The organism is Streptomyces tricolor, assembly GCF_002155905.1.
Taxonomy (GTDB): domain Bacteria; phylum Actinomycetota; class Actinomycetes; order Streptomycetales; family Streptomycetaceae; genus Streptomyces; species Streptomyces tricolor.
The window spans coordinates 1-17,579 of record NZ_MUMF01000050.1; the positions used below are offsets into that span (position 1 = coordinate 1).

The 17,579-nt window shown below is 72.5% G+C and carries 18 protein-coding genes and 1 pseudogene; 6 read left to right on the forward strand and 13 right to left on the reverse strand.

Translation table 11 applies throughout. From position 1 onward, the window contains the following. A partial coding sequence (locus CCN44_RS04120) for a GntR family transcriptional regulator (protein ID WP_143649615.1) occupies window positions 1-580 on the reverse strand: 580 nt, incomplete at its 3' end. On the opposite strand from CCN44_RS04120, the gene CCN44_RS04125 reads away from it, so the two are divergent. After that, window positions 579-1,490 (forward strand): DMT family transporter, encoded by a 912-nt coding sequence (locus CCN44_RS04125; protein ID WP_086696878.1) that lies wholly within the window; start codon window positions 579-581, stop codon window positions 1,488-1,490. The two genes, CCN44_RS04120 and CCN44_RS04125, sit on opposite strands and share 2 nt — an antisense overlap. A gap of 20 nt (window positions 1,491-1,510) precedes the next feature. Further along, a complete protein-coding gene (locus CCN44_RS04130) occupies window positions 1,511-1,708 on the forward strand; it encodes a DUF1918 domain-containing protein (protein ID WP_059248332.1) in 198 nt (65 codons plus the stop codon). A 1-nt stretch (window position 1,709) separates the two neighbouring features. On the opposite strand, the gene CCN44_RS04135 is transcribed toward CCN44_RS04130, so the two are convergent. Beyond that, the gene (locus tag CCN44_RS04135) at window positions 1,710-3,053 is read right to left on the reverse strand and encodes a glycoside hydrolase family 10 protein (protein WP_223283940.1); all 1,344 of its coding nucleotides are present in this window, start codon (window positions 3,051-3,053) and stop codon (window positions 1,710-1,712) included. A 181-nt stretch (window positions 3,054-3,234) separates the two neighbouring features. Between CCN44_RS04135 and CCN44_RS04140 the strand changes: the two genes are divergently transcribed. Then, a complete protein-coding gene (locus CCN44_RS04140; protein WP_059248334.1) occupies window positions 3,235-4,095 on the forward strand; it encodes a 3-hydroxybutyryl-CoA dehydrogenase in 861 nt (286 codons plus the stop codon). Between the two features lie 195 nt (window positions 4,096-4,290). Continuing rightward, complete coding sequence (locus tag CCN44_RS04145) at window positions 4,291-4,548, forward strand: hypothetical protein (RefSeq protein WP_059248335.1); 258 nt, start codon at window positions 4,291-4,293, stop codon at window positions 4,546-4,548. A gap of 23 nt (window positions 4,549-4,571) precedes the next feature. Here the strand turns inward: CCN44_RS04145 and CCN44_RS04150 are convergent, their stop codons facing one another. The 10 genes from CCN44_RS04150 to infC form a co-directional block, all read right to left on the reverse strand. Continuing rightward, entirely contained in the window at window positions 4,572-5,108 is a 537-nt protein-coding gene (locus CCN44_RS04150) for an NUDIX hydrolase (RefSeq protein WP_189397287.1), read from the reverse strand. A gap of 65 nt (window positions 5,109-5,173) precedes the next feature. Beyond that, entirely contained in the window at window positions 5,174-6,514 is a 1,341-nt protein-coding gene (locus CCN44_RS04155) for a transcriptional regulator (RefSeq protein ID WP_086696880.1), read from the reverse strand. A 231-nt stretch (window positions 6,515-6,745) separates the two neighbouring features. Then, on the reverse strand, window positions 6,746-7,840 hold the full coding sequence (locus CCN44_RS04160) for a PP2C family protein-serine/threonine phosphatase (RefSeq protein ID WP_086696881.1): 1,095 nt from the start codon (window positions 7,838-7,840) through the stop codon (window positions 6,746-6,748). 254 nt (window positions 7,841-8,094) lie between these two features. Continuing rightward, window positions 8,095-10,617 carry a phenylalanine--tRNA ligase subunit beta gene (gene pheT / locus CCN44_RS04165; protein ID WP_086696882.1) on the reverse strand — a complete coding sequence of 841 codons (2,523 nt, stop codon included), beginning with the start codon at window positions 10,615-10,617 and terminating at the stop codon, window positions 8,095-8,097. After that, a complete protein-coding gene (gene pheS / locus CCN44_RS04170) occupies window positions 10,617-11,738 on the reverse strand; it encodes a phenylalanine--tRNA ligase subunit alpha (RefSeq protein ID WP_059248339.1) in 1,122 nt (373 codons plus the stop codon). Before pheS ends, pheT begins: the two co-directional genes overlap by 1 nt. A gap of 154 nt (window positions 11,739-11,892) precedes the next feature. Next, window positions 11,893-13,029 (reverse strand): sensor histidine kinase, encoded by a 1,137-nt coding sequence (locus tag CCN44_RS04175; RefSeq protein WP_059248340.1) that lies wholly within the window; start codon window positions 13,027-13,029, stop codon window positions 11,893-11,895. Between the two features lie 50 nt (window positions 13,030-13,079). Further along, window positions 13,080-13,940, reverse strand: a complete 861-nt coding sequence (locus tag CCN44_RS04180; RefSeq protein ID WP_059248341.1) for a TrmH family RNA methyltransferase — start codon at window positions 13,938-13,940, stop codon at window positions 13,080-13,082. Window positions 13,941-14,162: 222 nt separating this feature from the next. Then, a complete protein-coding gene (gene rplT / locus CCN44_RS04185) occupies window positions 14,163-14,546 on the reverse strand; it encodes a 50S ribosomal protein L20 (protein ID WP_006141703.1) in 384 nt (127 codons plus the stop codon). Between the two features lie 98 nt (window positions 14,547-14,644). Then, window positions 14,645-14,839: a 50S ribosomal protein L35 gene (rpmI, locus tag CCN44_RS04190; protein ID WP_004933563.1), complete on the reverse strand. Its 195-nt coding sequence runs from the start codon at window positions 14,837-14,839 to the stop codon at window positions 14,645-14,647. A 113-nt stretch (window positions 14,840-14,952) separates the two neighbouring features. Then, window positions 14,953-15,636, reverse strand: coding sequence for a translation initiation factor IF-3 (infC, locus tag CCN44_RS04195; protein WP_079080902.1), 684 nt, complete (start codon window positions 15,634-15,636; stop codon window positions 14,953-14,955). Window positions 15,637-15,955: 319 nt separating this feature from the next. On the opposite strand from infC, the gene CCN44_RS04205 reads away from it, so the two are divergent. Next, window positions 15,956-16,312, forward strand: a complete 357-nt coding sequence (locus CCN44_RS04205; RefSeq protein ID WP_059254857.1) for a DUF1844 domain-containing protein — start codon at window positions 15,956-15,958, stop codon at window positions 16,310-16,312. A 13-nt stretch (window positions 16,313-16,325) separates the two neighbouring features. On the opposite strand, the gene CCN44_RS04210 is transcribed toward CCN44_RS04205, so the two are convergent. Next, window positions 16,326-17,057 carry an SseB family protein gene (locus CCN44_RS04210; RefSeq protein WP_059254858.1) on the reverse strand — a complete coding sequence of 244 codons (732 nt, stop codon included), beginning with the start codon at window positions 17,055-17,057 and terminating at the stop codon, window positions 16,326-16,328. A gap of 197 nt (window positions 17,058-17,254) precedes the next feature. Between CCN44_RS04210 and CCN44_RS04215 the strand changes: the two are divergent. Continuing rightward, window positions 17,255-17,579 (forward strand): annotated as a pseudogene (locus CCN44_RS04215) (serine hydrolase); the annotation flags it as partial.

Here is a 17,579-nt window from a genome sequence, read left to right on the forward strand (position 1 = left end):
CGAGCGCGCGCAGGGCGGTGGCCAGCGCGGCCTGGCCGCCCGCCGCGATCAGCACCTCGGCCGCCGTGACGGCGCCGCCGATACCGCGCGCGAACCACTCCCGCAGCTCCGGCAGCCCCTCCAGCGGCGGCCGGCCCCAGGCACCCGGCCGCCGCCCGGCCCGGGCCAGGGCCGCCGCCATGGCGCGCTCCGGCTGGAGGGAGGAGTGCAGGTAGCCGCCGTTGAACTCCAGCACGCCGGGGGGCGGCGCGGCCAGCGAGACCACGACGCCCCAGGGGTCCACCGTGCGCGGTACGACGTCGGCGGAGCCGTCGGCGCTCAGCGCGACCTGCTGCCAGGAGGTGTCGCCGGCGGGGGTCTGCGGCGTGTGCGGCCGGGCCCGGAAGGCGCCGGCGCCCGGCCGGGTGACCACCAGCCCCTCGGCGGCGAGCTGGGCGAGCGCCCGGGAGACGGTCACCGGGCTCACCCGGAACCGCTCGACCAGCGCCCGGCTCGACGGGAGCTTTCCACCTGGAGAGTAGCGGTCCAGCTCCCTGCGGAGCTGTTCTGCCAGTTCACCGACGCTGCTACGCTGTTGCATGAGAACACAGAGTAGCGCTACTACCGCGAGGCCGATAGCAGTCACCGCTCCCCGGGAGACCCGGGGACTCGGCACCGCCCAGGCCGCCCTGGGGGTCGTCGCCTTCTCGCTGACCTTCCCGTCGACCGCCTGGGGCCTGGAGAGCTTCGGCCCGTGGTCGCTGGTGGCGGTGCGCGGTGTCCTCGCCGCGGTCGTCGCCGGCGGTTGCCTGCTCGCCCTGCGCGTGCCCCTTCCGGCGCGGCGCCATCTGGCCGGGCTGGCCGTGGTCGCCGCCGGTGTGGTGCTGGGCTTCCCGATGCTGACCACGCTCGCCCTGCAGACGTCCACCACCGCCCACGCGGCCGTCGTGGTGGGGCTGCTGCCGCTGACCACCGCCGTGTTCTCGGCGCTGCGCACCGGTGCCCGGCCCTCCCGCCGGTTCTGGCTGGCGGCCGTGGCGGGCGCGGCGGCCGTGCTCGCCTTCACCGTCGCCCAGAGCGGCGGCGCGCTCACCGCGGCGGACGGCTATCTGTTCGGGGCGCTGCTGGTGTGCGCGGCCGGATACACCGAGGGCGGCCGGCTGGCCCGGGTGATGCCGGGCTGGCAGGTCATCGGCTGGGCGCTGGTGCTGTGCCTGCCGCTGACCGTGCCGGCCGCGGCACTCGCGCTCACCTTCGAGCCGGTGCACCTGACCGTGCACGGGGTGACGGGCCTGGTGTGGGTGGCGGTCGGCTCGACCTTCCTCGGACTGCTCGTCTGGTACCGCGGCATGGCGGCCATCGGCATCCCCCGGGCCAGCCAGTTGCAGTTGGCTCAGCCCCTGCTCACACTGGTGTGGTCGGCGCTGCTGCTGGGCGAGCACTTCACGATGGCCGCTCCTCTGACCGCCGTGGCCGTGCTCGTGTGCATCGCCGTCACCCAGCGGTCGTGATCGTGAGGAGGGCCTGCCAGATGCGCGCATCCAAGGGCGACCGGCTTGTCAAGCACGGCAGGGTGGTCGGCCAACACGACCATGTCGTAGAAGTCGTCGAGGTACTCGGCCCCGAGGGCAACCCGCCCTACCGCGTGCGGGCCGAGGACGGGCACGAAACGGTTCTGTCCCCCGGACCCGACTGCGTGCTGGAGCCCAAGAAGGAGCAGCAGCGATAGCTCACCGCGGTGGTGTCGCCGGCCCCCGGTAGTGGTCGGCGACCACGCGTGCCATCGCGCCGATCGGATCGGCCGCCAGGTCCTTGGCGGCGAAGAAGACATGCCCGCGCACCTGCGGGTACGCGGCGGCGAGCGTCAGATGGCGGGACAGCTCGGCCGGGTCCTGCCAGGCCGCGGGCTGCCCCGCGGCGCCCGCCCGGTACAGCGCCTCGCCGACGTACAGATGCGTCTTGGTGCCCTGGGCGACCTGTGCCCACCAGGCCACCAGCCGGGCGTAGTCGGCGGCCGAGTAGCCGATGTGCCAGTACAGCTGCGGCACGATGTAGTCGATCCAGTGCTCGCGGACCCACCTGCGGGTGTCGGCGTACAGGTCGTCGTACGTCTGGACGCCCGCCCGGGTGTCGGAGCCGCGCGTGTCGGTGGAGGCGTTGCGCCACACGCCGAAGGGGCTGATCCCGAACCGGGTGCCGGGCCGGACCTCCTTGATACCGGCGGCCATCTCCCGCACCAGCTTGTCGATGTTGTCCCGGCGCCAGGCGGCCCGACTGGAGAAGGCGCCGCCGTAGCGGTCGTACGCCTCGTCGTCGTCGAAGGTCTGCCCGGCGATCGGATAGGGGTAGAAGTAGTCGTCGAAGTGGACGGCGTCGACCGGGTACCGGGCGACCGCGTCGAGCATCGCCTGCCGCACGAAGGCGCGGACCGCCGGCAGACCGGGGTTGTAGTAGAGCCGGCCGCCGTGCCGGACCACCCAGTCGGGGTGCTTGCGCGCCGGGTGCGAGGCGGCCAGCCGGGCGGGGTCGGCGTGGTTCGCGATCCGGTACGGGTTGCACCAGGCGTGCAGTTCCAGACCGCGGGCGTGGGCCTCCTCGACGGCCGTGCCCAGCGGGTCCCAGCCCGGGTCGCGGCCCTGGGTGCCGGTGAGGTACTCGGACCAGGGCTCGTACGGTGACGGCCACAGCGCGTCGGCCGTGGGCCGCACCTGGAGGATCACCGTGTTGAGCCGGTCGCGCACCGCCCGGTCGAGATGGGCGATCAGCTCCTTGCGCTGCTCGCTCGCCGTGCGGCCGGGCCGGGAGGGCCAGTCCCGGTTGACGACGGTCGCGATCCAGACGCCCCGCATCTGCGCGCTCGCCCGGGGGACGGGGTACGGCGCCGGTGCCGCGCTCCCGGCCGGGACGGCGGCCCCCTCGGCCGGTGCCGGGTCCATGGCGCTTACGGCCGGGGCCGCGCCCGGCGCCGGATCCGGGACGCTGTCCGGCCCCGGGCCGACGGTGCTCCGCGCCGCCGCGCGCGGTGCGGAGGCCAGCGTGGACAGCGCGGCCAGTGCGAAGGCCCGCCGAGACATGCGCCCCACCGGCACACCCCCGTACGCTCCGGATCCGCTCCGTCACGGATCGTTTCGCGCTTCAGGATGCCCCCACCCGGGCGATCGATCATCGATACTTGGCGGTAACGTGCACGATCGGAGCAGGCGCCGAACCCGGAGGTCTGCCGAGCGTGCCGGAGAACTCAGCGAAGGGGACGATGTGACCGACATCGAGCGCGTCGGAGTCGTGGGCTGCGGCCAGATGGGCGCGGGCATCGCCGAGGTGTGCGCCCGCGCGGGACTGGACGTGAAGGTCGCCGAGACCACCGGCGAGGCCCTGGAGATCGGCCGCACCCGGCTGAACAACTCCCTGGCCAAGGCCGCCGAACGCGGCAAGATCACCGAGGCCGAGCGGGACGACGCACAGGCGCGGCTGAGCTTCACCACCGACCTCGGCGAGTTCGCCGACCGGGACCTGGTGATCGAGGCCGTCGTCGAGAACGAGCAGGTGAAGACCGAGATCTTCCAGGTGCTCGACCAGGTGGTGACCCGGCCGGACGCGATCCTGGCCTCCAACACCTCCTCGATCCCGCTGGTGAAGCTGGCGGTCGCCACCTCCCGCCCGGACCACGTCGTCGGCATCCACTTCTTCAACCCGGCACCGGTGCAGCAGCTGGTCGAGCTGATCCCGGCGCTCACCACCTCCGAGGGCACCCTCAGCCGGGCCCAGGTCTTCGCCGAGAAGGTGCTCGGCAAGCACGCCATCCGCGCCCAGGACCGCTCCGGCTTCGTGGTGAACGCGCTGCTCGTGCCCTACCTGCTGTCCGCGATCCGGATGTTCGAGTCGGGCATCGCGAGCCGCGAGGACATCGACAACGGCATGGAGATGGGCTGCGCCCACCCGATGGGCCCGCTGAAGCTGTCCGACCTGATCGGCCTGGACACCATCGTCTCCATCGCCAACTCGATGTACGCCGAGTACAAGGAGCCGCTGTACGCCGCTCCCCCGCTGCTCCAGCGCATGGTCGAGGCGGGCCGGCTGGGCCGGAAGACCGGCTCGGGCTTCTACACCTACGGCTGATTACGAAGAGCGACGCCCTGCGGGCCCGGCACCGGACTTCGGTGCCGGGCCCGTCTGTTTCACACACCGTGTGCGCGCCGGGCACGCATATGCCCGCCACACACGCTCCCCACGCGCCCACCAGGCGAGTTGACTCATCATGCGCATGCAAGGGATGCGGAACCAACCATGCCGACTACCGAAAGGAGCGGACCCGTGACCGCCGATCCGGAGCATCCCGTGGTCCATGGAGAACTCGCAGAGTTACGCCGCCGCCTCGATGTGGCCTACGCCCGCGTCGAGGGAGGGCTGGCGCTGCTGCGGCACCGCACCGAGGAGACCGCCAAGGAGCTGGACGAGCTGAACACCCGGATGGCCTCGCTGGAACACGCACGCTGGCCGCTGCCCTCGCTCGCCGCGCTGACCGCGCTCGGCGCGCTCGTGGTGACGGTGTGGCAGGCGCTGGGCCGTTGAGGCCGTGCCGTTCGGCAGCGCCCTTAGCCTTCGGCGAGCCTGAGGTGGTGCAGCAGGAGTAACGCGGCCGCCATGTTGGCGGCCGGGACCTCCCCACGGGCGATCAGGTCGGGGACGAGCTTCAGCGGGACCCACTCCCGCCGGTCCGACTCGAAGTCGTCCACGGGGTGCCCGACGTACTCCCCCCGGTCGGACCAGTAGATGTGGTGCCGGGCGTCGGTGAGGCCGTTGGACGGCTCCACGCTCATGAGGTGGTGCAGAGGCCCCGGCCGCCAGCCGGTCTCCTCCTCCAGTTCCCTGGCCGCCGCGCTCGCTATGTCCTCGCCGTCCTCGACGACGCCCGCGGCCAGCTCCCAGCCCCAGCTGTCGGTGATGAAGCGGTGCCGCCACAACAGCAGCACCTCGTTCGCCTCGTTGACGACCGTGGCCACGGCCACGGGGCGCAGCCGGATCAGGAAGTGGTCCAGGTGCCGGCCGTCCGGCAGCTCGACATCTGCGAGATTGACGCTGAACCAGCGGTTTTCATACACAGTTTGTTCGTTCTGTTTCGTCCACTGCACGGTTCTGCCACCTTCCGTCGAGTAAGTGGCAATATCGCAGCAGGGACGGTGTGCCCACAGTGCGCCTACAGGGGCACGCGCAGTGCCCCGTCGATGAGTTCGGCGGCCTCGGCGGTGCCGGCCGAGCCGCAGCGCACCAGGTGCTCGCGTACCGCGCGCAGCCGGTCGCGCAGCCGCTGGGACTCCATGCCCCGCGCCTGCTCCGCCATCTGCACGGCGGTGGCCACGGCTCTGTCGGCGTTGCCCTGGCGCAGTTCGATGGTGCTGAGCATGGCCAGTCGGTGCACCCGCCCCCGGTCGTGGGCGGGGTTGTCGACGGCCGCCGCCGCGTGCTCCCGGGCGGCGGCGAGTTCCCCGAGGCTGAGCAGCGCCTCGGCCACCTGCACATTGACCAGCCCGGGCTGCACGTACCCGGTCTCGTCGGGCTCGTAGCCGCGCCGGATCCGGTCGGCCGCCGTCTCCGCGCGCCGGATGCAGGACAGCGCGCTGCCGCTGTCGCCGAGATGGGCGTACGCCTTGGCCTGCATCGCGTACAGGTCGGAGGCGAGCGCCGGGGTGATGTGCCGGCCGGCGGTGCGCAGCGCGGCCTCGGCGAAGGCGACGGCCTGCCGGTACTCCCGCATGAACAGCGACTGGTTGACCAGCAGCGCGATCACATACGCCCCGAGTCCCCGGTCCCCGCTGGCCTTCGCCAGCCGCAGCGCCTGGTGGAAGTAGCGCTGGGCGAGTCCGTGGGCGTCGGAGTCGTACGCGCAGATGCCCGCGATGGCCACCAACCCGCCGGTCGCCCGGTGCAGTTGGCGGCCGGTGGCGTCGGTGTAGCCGCCGCGCAGCAGCGGCGCGGCCTCGGTGTTGAGGAAACCGACGATCCGGGTCCGGGTCGCGATGCCGCCGGCCTTGCGGTACATCTGCTCGTAGTGCGTCCGGGCGGCCCGCAGCATCTCGATGTCGGCCGCGGTGACCGGGTGCCGGCCGCCCCGGGAGACGTCCACGTCCTCGGGCGGGTTCTCCCACTCCCACACCGGCATCACGGCGGGGGTGCCGGTGACGGCCGGCGCCCCCAGTACATGGGGCCGCTGCTGTTCGTCCGACCGCCACAGGGCGGTGGCCCGCTCCACGAACCCGCCCAGCGAACCGGCGTGCGGGGTGCTGGGCTCGCCCGGCACGCCGAGCCCGATGTCGTCGAGCGTGACGGGCCGCTGCAAGCGCGCCGCCAGCACCTCGCAGATCAGGTCGGGGACCTGACCCCGGGGCCGCTGGCCCTTCAACCACCGTGCGACGGCGGTGTGTTCGTACCGCAGCGCGAGACCGCGGCCGCGTCCCGCCTGGTTGACGTGGGCGGCGAGGCCGGCGTGCGAGATCCCCGCCTCGTCCAGGATGGCGTCGAGCAGAGTGTTGGGCTGCATGGGATGCCCCCCGAGTGGCCTGGTGCGGTCAGCGTAGTGGCTCCCCGTTCACACGGGGTGTGAACGGAGTGCCCGTATCCGCGGCGTACGCGCGCTGTTGCGGAGCGTGTCGGTCCGGTTGACTGGGGGGCCTCGCGAGAGACCGGCCGGGCCGCCGGCTCCCCCCTCGACACAGCAGCGGCTCGGCCGGGCCCCCGACGGCCAGGGCCTGTCGCTCGGATCATGCCGGCCCTAGCGGTGCGTCGTCGGCTGCGGGTGGGTGGGGGCCGAGCGCGCCCGCGCGGCGGAGCCGCTGATGTCACCGCCCCGCGCCCCCGGGCAGGACACCGTGCCCCTTCCCCGGCCGTTCCGCAGGACCAGAAGGGCCACGTCGTCCGCCGGGCTGCCGGCTGTGTGGTGCAGAAGGGCCCCGAACAGGGTGCGCAGCACCGTCTGCGGTGACACCGGCTGGTCGCTCACGGCGTCACGCAGGGCCGCGGGCAGCGGGAAGAAGCGGCCGTGCGTGTCCCGTGCGTCCTCCGCCCCGTCCGTGAAGAGCACGAGCGACTCCCCCGGAAGCAGCCGGCCGCAGGACAGCGCCTCCAGCTCGGCCGGCAACGGAAACGGTCCCAGCGGCGGAAGCGGATCCCCGCAGCTCAGCTGCTCCACCCGGACACCCCGCACCACGTACGGCCACGGATGGCCGCAGTTGAGGACGCGCAGCTCGCCGTCCCTGCCGATCTCCAGCACCAGGACGGTGACGAACTCCTCGGCGACCGGGTTGTCGGGGGCCGCGGCACCGCACGCCGGATGCTCGGCGCGGGCGCGTTCGCGCAGGTGGCGGGCGAGGGCGCGGTCCAGTCTGCGGAGCACGCGGCCGAGTTCCGGCTCGTCGTGGGCGGCCTCGCGGAAGCTGCCGAGGAGCGCCGCGACGGTCCCGAGGGCGGCCAGACCGTGCCCGCGTACGTCCCCCATCACCACCCTGACCCCGTGCTCGGTGGCGACGGCCTCGTACAGATCGCCGCCGACGCTCGCGCCCCGGTCGGCGGAGAGCTGCGCGGCGGCGACATCGATCCCGTCGAGACGCGGCGGCAGCGGACGCAGGACGACGTTCTGCGCGGCCCGCGCGACCCGCCGGGCGAGCCGCAGCTCCCGGAGCAGAGCGCGCCGGACATGGAATATGAGTCCGGTGCCGACGGCGAAGAACACGGCACTGGTGACGATGCGCGCCCCGAGCCCGTCCTGCTGGGCGAGCGGGCAGCCGAGCTTGTAGCCGACCGCGACGGCTCCCCAGACGGTGGGCAGTACGGCTCGCCCGGTGGGCGCCCGTGCCTTGATGCGGATCATGCCTCTGGTCCCCCATATGGGCCCTGACAGAGCAGACGGACCGACCCCGAAAGGCCGGTCCGATTCTGTCGACGGCATGACCCGGCCGGGTCAGATCGCCCTTACTTCCCACCCGAACGAGTGAGATCACCCAAGCCAGCCTGCATTTATGCAGCTGACAGAGGGTTTGAGGCGCCCTCGAAGGGGCGCGGGGAACTGCGCGTGGCCGGCCACAGGAAACCCGCGGCCGGCCACGCACAGAACCCCGACGGCGACTAACCCCTCAGCACCGCACCCGTACGCTCACCGGCAAGAGCCACGGCGGAGTCCCTCGCGGCCGAGGCCTCATCCACGGTCAGCGTGCGGTCAGCGGCCCGGAAGCGGAGCGCGTACGCCAGCGACTTCTTCCCGTCCCCCAGCTGCTCGGCGTTCTCGTACACGTCGAACAGCCGGATGGACTCCAGCAGCTCTCCCGCGCCCTCGCGCAGCGCGGCCTCCACGTCGGCGTGCGGCACGAACTGGTCGACGACGAGGGCGACGTCCTGCGTGGCCACGGGGAACGTGGAGATCCGCGGAGCCCGCGGGGTGCCGTCGCCCGCCGCCTCCAGGGCGTCCAGGTTCAGCTCCGCCGCACAGGTGCGCTCCGGCAGGCCCAGGGCCTTGAGGACCCGCGGGTGCAGTTCGCCCGCATGGCCCACGACCCGCTCCGTGCCGTCGACGACGACCAGCAGCTCGGCGCAGCGGCCGGGGTGCCAGGGGCCGTACTGCCCCTTGCGCACGACCAGTTCGGCGCCGGCCTCACGGGCGACGGCACGCGCCGCCTCGACGGCGTCGGCCCAGTCCGCGGGACGGCCCTTGCCCCACCAGCCGGACTGCTCGCGAGCGCCCGCGAGGACGACGGCCACGTGCCGCGGCTGCTCGGGCAGCGCGGCGTTCAGCGCGGCGATCTCCTCGTCGCTGGGCCGCCGGTCCACGGGCAGGTGCGCGGCGACGCGCTGCTCCTCGCGCGGGTGGAACACCAGCCCGGTCTCGAACAGCGCCAGGTCGTGCGAGCCGCGGCCGGCATTGCGCCGCAGCGCACCGAGCAGGCCCGGCAGCAGCGTGGTGCGGAGCGCGGGCTCCTCGTCGCTGAGCGGGTTGACCAGCTTGACGACACGGCGGGCCGGGTCGTCGGAGTCCAGGCCGAGCTGGTCGAAGACCTGCTCGCTGACGAAGGGGTAGTTCGGCGCCTCGACGTAGCCCGCTCCGGCCAGCGCGCGGCCGACCCTGCGGTGCAGCCGCTGGCGGTGCGTGAGGCCGCGGCCCGAGGGCAGCTTGGGCAGCGTGGAGGGCAGGTTCTCGTAGCCCTCGAGGCGGATGACCTCCTCGGCGAGGTCGTTCGGGTCGACCAGGTCGGGCCGCCAGGACGGGACGGTGACGATCAGCTCGTCCTGCCCGTACACGTCGCAGCCGACCTGCTGGAGGCGGCGGACGACCGTCTCGCGGCCGTAGTGCACACCCGCCACCTTGTCCGGGTGGTCGGCCGGGAGGGTGATGGTGTGCGGCGCCGAGGGCGCGATGACCTCGGTGACACCGGCCTCCGCCGTACCGCCGGCGAGCAGGACCAGCAGGTCCACGGTGCGCTGCGCGGCGGCCGCGGCGGCCTGCGGGTCGACCCCGCGCTCGAAGCGGCGGGACGCCTCGGACAGCAGCTTGTGCCGGCGGGCCGTACGGGCGATCGAGACGGCGTCGAAGTGAGCGGCCTCGATGACCACGTCCGTGGTGCCGTTCACGCCGTCCTCGGTGACCTCGTGGTCGGCGATCTCCGTGTGGGCGCCGCCCATCACGCCGGCGAGGCCGATCGGGCCGCGCTCGTCGGTGATGACCAGGTCCTCGGCGTGCAGCGTGCGCTCGACGCCGTCGAGGGTGACGAGCTTCTCGCCCTCCTCGGCCCGGCGGACGCCGATGGTGCCCTGGACCAGCGTGCGGTCGTAGGCGTGCAGGGGCTGGCCCAGCTCCATCATCACGTAGTTCGTGACGTCGACGGCGAGCGAGATCGGGCGCATGCCGACCTTCTGCAGCCGGCGCTGGAGCCAGATCGGCGAGCGGGCCTCGGGGCGCAGACCGGTGACCGTGCGGGCGGTGAAGCGGTCGCAGCCGAACGGCTCGGAGACCTGGACCGGGTAGCCGAAGGCGTTCGGGGCCGGTACGTCGATCAGGGCCGGGTCGCGCAGCGGCAGGCCGTAGGCGATGGCGGTCTCGCGGGCGACGCCGCGGATGGACAGGCAGTCGCCGCGGTTGGCGGTGACGGCGATGTCCAGGACCTCGTCGACCAGTTCGAGCAGCTCGATGGCGTCCTTGCCGACCTCGGTCTCCGGCGGCAGCACGATGATGCCGTGCGTGCCGTCGTCGCCCATGCCCAGCTCGTCGCTGGAGCAGATCATGCCGTGGGACGTCTTGCCGTAGGTCTTGCGGGCGGAGATGGAGAAGCCGCCGGGGAGCGTGGCGCCCGGGAGGACGACGACGACCTTGTCGCCGACGGCGAAGTTGCGGGCGCCGCAGACGATCTCCTGGGGCTCACCGGTGCCGTTGGCCTGGCCGACGTCGACCGTGCAGAAGCGGATCGGCTTCTTGAAGCCCTCCAGCTCCTCGATGGTCAGCACCTGGCCGACGACCAGCGGGCCCTTGAGGTCGGCGCCGAGCTGTTCGACGGTCTCGACCTCCAGGCCGGCCGAAATGAGCTTGGCCTGGACGTCGCGGCCGGTCTCCGTCGCCGGCAGGTCGACGTACTCCCGCAGCCAAGAAAGCGGGACCCGCATCAGATCTCCATCCCGAACGGCCGGGTGAACCGGACGTCACCCTCGACCATGTCTCGCATGTCTTCGACGTTGTGGCGGAACATCAGCATCCGCTCGATGCCGAACCCGAAGGCGAAGCCGCTGTACTTCTCCGGGTCGATGCCGCAGGCCGTGAGGACCCGCGGGTTGACCATGCCGCAGCCGCCCAGCTCGATCCAGCCCTCGCTGGAGCAGGTGCGGCAGGGCCGGTCGGGGTTGCCGACGGACTCGCCCTTGCACACGTAGCAGAGCATGTCCATCTCGGCGCTCGGCTCGGTGAAGGGGAAGAAGTTGGGCCGCAGCCGGGTCTTCATGCCCTCGCCGAACAGGGACTGGACCATGTGGTCCAGGGTGCCCTTGAGGTCGGCCATGGTCAGGCCCTCGTCCACGGCGAGCAGCTCGACCTGGCGGAAGACCGGGGTGTGGGTGGCGTCCAGCTCGTCGGTGCGGTAGACGACGCCGGGGCAGATCACATAGACCGGCAGCTCGCGGTCGAGCATCGAGCGGATCTGCACGGGCGAGGTGTGGGTGCGCAGCACCGTGCCGGACTCGGTGCCGCCGTCGGGGCCCTGCACGAAGAAGGTGTCGGCCTCACCGCGGGCCGGGTGGTCCGGCCCGATGTTGAGCGCGTCGAAGTTGAACCACTCCGCCTCGACCTGCGGGCCCTCGGCGACCTCGTAGCCCATGGCCACGAAGATGTCCTCGATGCGCTCGGAGAGCGTGGTCAGCGGATGGCGGGCGCCGGCCGGGACGCGGTCGTAGGGCAGCGTGACGTCCACCGCCTCCTCGACCAGCACCCGGGCGTCGCGCTCGGCCTCCAGCTCGGCCTGGCGGGCGGCGAGGGCCTTGTTCACGGCGCCGCGGGCCATGCCGACGCGCTTGCCGGCCTCGGCCTTGGCGTGCGGGGGCAGGGCGCCGATCTCGCGGTTGGCGAGCGCCAGCGGGGAGGCCGGGCCGGTGTGGGCCACCTTGGCCTCGTGGAGCGCGTCGAGGGAGTCCGCGGCGGCGAAGGCGGCGAGCGCCTCGTCCCGCATGCGCTCGATCTCTTCCGGTTTCAACGCCTCGACCTCGACAGGGTCGTACGACTTATTGGGTGCCGACATCTCTTCCCGTGCTTCCGATTGTGTCCCCCAGCTATCGCTGGGAGGTGCCCCCTGGCGGATGGTCCCCGTCACCGGGCTCGGCCGTGTGAAGGACACAAAGGTGCCAAAGGCCGAGTCTAACGGGGTGGAGGTGTACGAATGCGCCCGTGGGCCACTACGCGAGATACGCGGGGGCCGCCACGGGCAACGTAAATCGGAACTCGGCGCCGCCTTCGGGGGCGCGGCCGACCGTGATGGTGCCGCCGTGGGCCTCCACGATGCCCTTGACGATGTACAGCCCGAGGCCCGTGCCGCCGCGCTTGCTGCCCCGCCAGAAGCGGGTGAAGACACGGTTCATGGATTCCTCCGGGATGCCAGGCCCCTCGTCGCTCACCGTGACCGACGTGCCGGTTTCCTCGCCCTCGCGCGGGGACGGCGTGGGCGTGACGTCAATCGTGACGGTTCCCTCGCCGTGCCGCACGGCATTTTCGATGAGGTTGCTGAGCACCTGGTCGATCTTGTCGGGGTCGGCCCACAGGGCGGGCAGCGGCTGCTCGATGCGGAGCAGGAAGCGGTCGGCGCGCTGGCCGGCGGCGACGTAGGCCTGGATGTGCCGGGAGACGGCGGCCCCGATGTCGACGGGCTGGCGGCGCACCTCCAGCCGCCCGGAGTCGATCCGGGAGATGTCCAGCAGTTCGGCGATGAGACGGGTGACGCGGTCGGCGTCGGCGTCGACGGTCTCCAGCATGAGCCGCTTCTGGTCGTCGGTGAAGCGTTCCCACTTGGCGAGCAGGGTGGCCGTGAAGCCCTTCACGGAGGTGAGCGGGGAGCGCAGCTCGTGGGCCACGGTGGCGATCAGCTCGGCGTGGCTGCGCTCGGTGCGGCGGCGGGCCTCGGTGTCCCGGAGGGAGACGACCACGCACCGTACCGGCCCCAGCGGCTCGTCGCGTACGTAGCGGGCGGAGACGAGCACTTCCCGGCCGCCCGGCAGCAGCAGGTTCCGCTCCGGCTGCCGGACCCGGATCGGCAGCCCGCCGTAGGGGTCGGTGAGCTGCCACCAGCGGCGCCCCTCCAGGTCCTCTAACGGCAGCACCTTGTCCAGGGGCTGTCCGAGGGCCTCGGCGGGCCGTACCGCGGTGATCCGCGCGGCGGCGGCGTTGAAGCAGGTCACCCGGCCGTGCTCGTCGGCGATGACGAGGCCGTCGGGCAGCTGGTCGGGATCGACGCCCAGGCAGCCGTCCGCGCTCCCGGGCGCGGGTGTGCGCCGCTCGTCCCGTCCCCCCGGCGCGGTACTCGTGCCGGCCACACTCATCCCCGTACCCCACCTCTCAGACGGCGCAGGGCCCCGCGCTGGTCACCCTACTAGCTCTCGGTGACGGAGCGGCACCCTCCGGAGGCGCGCTGTGCACGGGCCGACGCGTAGAGACATACGGCGGCGGCGGTGGCGAGGTTCAGGCTCTCGGCCTTCCCGTGGATGGGGACGCGGACGACGGCGTCGGCGAGGGCGCGGGTCTCCTCGGGCAGCCCCCAGGCCTCGTTGCCGAACACCCAGGCGGTGGGTCCGCCCATGGTGCCCTTGTCCAGTTCCTCGTCCAGGTCGCGGTCGCCGGCCCCGTCGGCCGCGAGGATGCGCACCCCGGCCGCCTGGAGTCCGGCCACGGCCCGTTCGACGGGTACGCCGACGGCGACGGGCAGGTGGAAGTGGGAGCCGACGGAGGCCCGGACGGCCTTGGGGTTGTACAGGTCCACGGAGGCGTCGGTGAGGATCACGGCCTCGGCGCCGGCGGCGTCGGCGCAGCGCAGCACGGTGCCAGCGTTGCCGGGGTCGCGTACGTGGGCGAGGACGGCGACCAGCCGGGGCCGGGCGGCGAGGATGTCCTCGAAGGGGGTGTCCAGGAACCGGCAGACCCCGACCAGCCCCTGCGGGGTGACGGTGGTGGAGATGTCGGCGATGACCTCTTCGGAGGCCAGGTGCACCCGGGCGCCGGCGCTCCGGGCCGCGCCGATGATGTCGGCGTACCGCTCCGCGGCCTCGACCGTGGCGAACAGCTCGACGAGCGTCGCCTCTCCCCCGGCCCGGTGCCCGGCGGCCTCCCGCACGGCCTGCGGCCCTTCGGCCAGGAACAGCCGGTCCTTCCCCCGGAAGTTCCGCTTCGCGAGCCGCCGAGCGGCGGAGACACGGGCGGACCGGGGGGAGATCAGCTCGGGGCTGACGGGAGGCATCCTGTTGTTCACCTTCACAAAGTCTTCTTCTTCGCCGCACCGGTGGTGCAGCACCCCGTCAGGGGCGCGGGGCTGTATCGGCATGCGGCTCCGCCGCGCGGGCGCGACCGGCCGCGTCGCACGCGCAGCCGGGAGAACCACCCGGGGGCCCCAACAACAGGACCCGCAAGCCATACAGCCTGCGGGTCCCGAAGTGAACGTCGGCTCAGAGCCAGCGCGGCGTCACGCGGCCTTCGGGGCGTTGACGTCCGACGGCAGCGCCTTCTGGGCGACCTCGACGAGCGCGGCGAAGGCGTTCGCGTCGTTCACGGCCAGCTCGGCCAGGATCTTGCGGTCGACCTCGACGTTCGCGGCCTTCAGACCCTGGATGAAGCGGTTGTAGGTGATGCCGTTGGCGCGGGCAGCGGCGTTGATGCGCTGGATCCACAGCTGACGGAAGTCGCCCTTGCGCTTCTTGCGGTCGTTGTAGTTGTAGACCAGCGAGTGGGTGACCTGCTCCTTGGCCTTGCGGTACAGGCGCGAACGCTGACCGCGGTAGCCGGAGGCCTGCTCGAGGATCGCCCGGCGCTTCTTGTGGGCGTTGACTGCCCGCTTGACGCGTGCCACTTGTTAACTCCTTGTAGCGGGGTCGTGGTGGTCCTCACACGACCCGGAAACGATTCGGTCCCGGTCCCGACGCACGGCGCTCAGAGGGCGCCGCCGCGTCACTTGCCGAGAAGCTTCTTGATCTTCGCGGCGTCGCCCGGGGCCATCTCGGCGTTGCCGGTGAGGCGACGCGTGACGCGGGACGACTTGTGCTCGAGCAGGTGGCGCTTGCCGGCGCGCTCACGGAGCACCTTGCCGGAGCCGGTGACCTTGAAGCGCTTGCTGGCACCGCTGTGCGACTTGTTCTTCGGCATAGCGCCGTTATCTCCTCGTCGGTGGCGCTCCCGTGCCCGGTCGTGAAACCGGGCACGCTGGAGCGTCGCTCTCTTCTTTCGGTTACATCCTCGGGGACGTACATCCCCCGGGATCACGCCTCGGCGGGCTCCTCGGCGGACGCCTCGACCTCGGCAGGGTTCTGCGAGCGACCGGGGTTGGCCTTCGCGGACGCCTTGCGGGCCTCCTGAGCCTGGCGAGCCTCGGCCATCGCCTCGGTCTTCTTCTTGTGCGGACCGAGGACCATGATCATGTTGCGGCCGTCCTGCTTCGGGTTCGACTCCACGAAGCCGAGGTCCTGGACGTCCTCCGCGAGCCGCTGCAGCAGTCGGTAGCCCAGCTCGGGGCGGGACTGCTCGCGACCACGGAACATGATCGTGATCTTGACCTTGTCGCCCTGCTTGAGGAACCGGACGACGTGACCCTTCTTGGTGTCATAGTCGTGCGGGTCGATCTTCGGCCGGAGCTTCATCTCCTTGATGACCGTGTGCGCCTGGTTCTTGCGCGCCTCACGGGCCTTCATGGCCGACTCGTACTTGAACTTCCCGTAGTCCATGAGCTTGCACACGGGCGGACGGGCGTTCGCCGCGACCTCGACCAGGTCCAGGTCGTACTCCTGCGCAAGCTCCAGTGCCTTGGCCAGCGGGACGATGCCCACCTGCTCGCCACTGGGACCGACAAGTCGCACCTCGGGAACGCGAATCCGGTCGTTGATGCGGGGCTCGGCGCTGATGGATCCTCCTCGGTAGCACCACGCGGCGGTCTGGCGGACAGCCACGGACGTCTGTGTTCCTTAGACCTAACCGCGCCGAAGCAGAAAAAATGCCCCGGACGATCACAGGCGGGGCTCCAACAACTACCGGAGCACCGCCGCGATGTCGCGGGGCGCACTTCGGGCGACTCCATCGTCCGTACGGAACGATGGTGGCCGCCTGACCGGAAGACCCGCCGTCCCGGAGGACGGTCAGGTGGGAGATCGGAGCCTCCACTTGTGGGCCGGGCACAAGCATGTCCGGCCGGTCGTCCTTCAGATTAGCAGGATCGCTTGACAAGGGCTAATTGAGGGGCGCCGGGCGCGACCACCTATGGTGTGGGACATGAGTGACACCCCTCCTGAGTCCCCCGACTTCGACGCGATGACCCGGGACATCGCCGAGGTCCCCGCCGTCGAGGTGATCGTGACGGTCGCCGTCAACCTGATGAGCGCCGCCGCCGTGAAGCTCGGGCTGAGCGAGGAGGGCGAGAAGTACAAGGACCTGGACGAGGCCCGCAAGCTGATCACCGGGCTCGCCGGTCTGCTGGACGCGAGCGCGACCGAGATCAGCTCCTTCCACGCGGCCCCGCTGCGCGACGGCCTGAAGTCGCTCCAGCTGGCGTTCCGCGAGGCGTCGATCGTCCCGGACGAACCGGGCCAGGGCCCGGGCGAGAAGTACACCGGCCCGGTCTACGGCTAGTCGCCCCCGGACCTCACCCGCGCACGTACAAGGGCTCGCCCGGTGGCGTGGTCCCGGCCGGCAGCAGTGCCAGGTCGAGGCCGCGTACCAGGCGGGCCCGCAGTGTCTCGTCGGCGGCCAGCCGCTCGGCGACGGCGCGGGCGGCCTCGGCGGGCGGCGCCGCCGGGTCGAGGACGAGGGCGAGGGTGCCGTCGGCCCGGCCGGGCCCGAGGTGGGCGCGGAGCACGGCGGGCTCCGCCGCCACGGCCGTACGGACGGCCTCCACCACGGCGGGGTCGGCGAGCGGGTCGGTGCTGGTGCGGCCCTCGGCGAGGGCGAGCAGCGCCGGGCCGGTCAGCTCGAACGGCACCGGGCCGGCGAGGTCGAGCACGACCGTGTCGGCCTTCTCGTGCGCGGCGGCCTGGAGCGCCTGGTGCAGGGGCACGGCGACCGGGCGGGCCGCGGGGTCCCAGCGGGCGAGGGAGTCGGTGGAGGTGAAGGCGGGCAGCGCGGTGCGGTCGCCGGCCTTCAGGGTGGGGACGGCCATGTCGCTGGTCTTCTCGCGGCGCAGCCCGTTCTCGTCCTCCTCGACCTCGCCGAGCACGGCGACGACGGGGACCAGCAGGCGGGCGCCCTTGAGTGCCTCCAGGACGGGCCCGAGGGCGCTGCGGTCCTCGGCCCAGGCGGCGAGCGCGGCGCTCAGCCGGGGGTCGGCGGAGCCGTCGTCGTCGGAGAAGCCGGGGTCGGGAATGTTCTTGTTCGCCACGGTCACCGAGCCTATCGGGGGGAAGCCGCCGGGCTTGTGCGGGGCCGGTGACGCCGTCTGATCCGGTCCGCACGCCTGCCTGAGGGAGCGCACAGCCGGCGTACCTGCGGGCGCGGGTGCGGCCGGGGACGGCGGCCGTATCGTCGGCGGCGGCGCCCTCGGTCAGCGGTTCGGCCGGGGCGGGGAAGGAGGCGTCGGTGCCGGAGCCGGTGACGGGGGACCGGGACGCGCTGCTGCGCAGGGCGATGGCGGGGGTGAGCGTGCCGGCGGGCGCGCGCGTGTCGGCGGCCGTGCTCGCGGTGGACTCCGGCCGGCGCGCGGTGTACGGCGACGCGGCCTTCGACACGGCGAGCATCGTCAAGGTCGACATCCTGGCCGCGCTGCTGCTCCGGGCGCAGGACGCGGGGCGCCGGCCGGCGGCGGCCGAGCGGGCGCACGCCGCGCGGATGATCGAGGACAGCGACAACGCGTCCGCGACGGCGCTGTGGCACCGGATCGGGCGGGCGGCCGGGCTGGACGCGG

Coding starts and splice junctions, on each gene's coding strand:
- CCN44_RS04125 (WP_086696878.1), top strand. CDS start 579: ATGAGAACACAGAGTAGCGCTACTACCGCGAGGCCGATAGCAGTCACC.
- CCN44_RS04175 (WP_059248340.1), bottom strand. CDS start 13,029: ATGAGTGTGGCCGGCACGAGTACCGCGCCGGGGGGACGGGACGAGCGG.
- CCN44_RS04180 (WP_059248341.1), bottom strand. CDS start 13,940: ATGCCTCCCGTCAGCCCCGAGCTGATCTCCCCCCGGTCCGCCCGTGTC.
- CCN44_RS04130 (WP_059248332.1), top strand. CDS start 1,511: ATGCGCGCATCCAAGGGCGACCGGCTTGTCAAGCACGGCAGGGTGGTC.
- rpmI (WP_004933563.1), bottom strand. CDS start 14,839: ATGCCGAAGAACAAGTCGCACAGCGGTGCCAGCAAGCGCTTCAAGGTC.
- pheS (WP_059248339.1), bottom strand. CDS start 11,738: ATGTCGGCACCCAATAAGTCGTACGACCCTGTCGAGGTCGAGGCGTTG.
- CCN44_RS04160 (WP_086696881.1), bottom strand. CDS start 7,840: ATGATCCGCATCAAGGCACGGGCGCCCACCGGGCGAGCCGTACTGCCC.
- pheT (WP_086696882.1), bottom strand. CDS start 10,617: ATGCGGGTCCCGCTTTCTTGGCTGCGGGAGTACGTCGACCTGCCGGCG.
- CCN44_RS04155 (WP_086696880.1), bottom strand. CDS start 6,514: ATGCAGCCCAACACTCTGCTCGACGCCATCCTGGACGAGGCGGGGATC.
- CCN44_RS04135 (WP_223283940.1), bottom strand. CDS start 3,053: ATGTCTCGGCGGGCCTTCGCACTGGCCGCGCTGTCCACGCTGGCCTCC.
- CCN44_RS04205 (WP_059254857.1), top strand. CDS start 15,956: ATGAGTGACACCCCTCCTGAGTCCCCCGACTTCGACGCGATGACCCGG.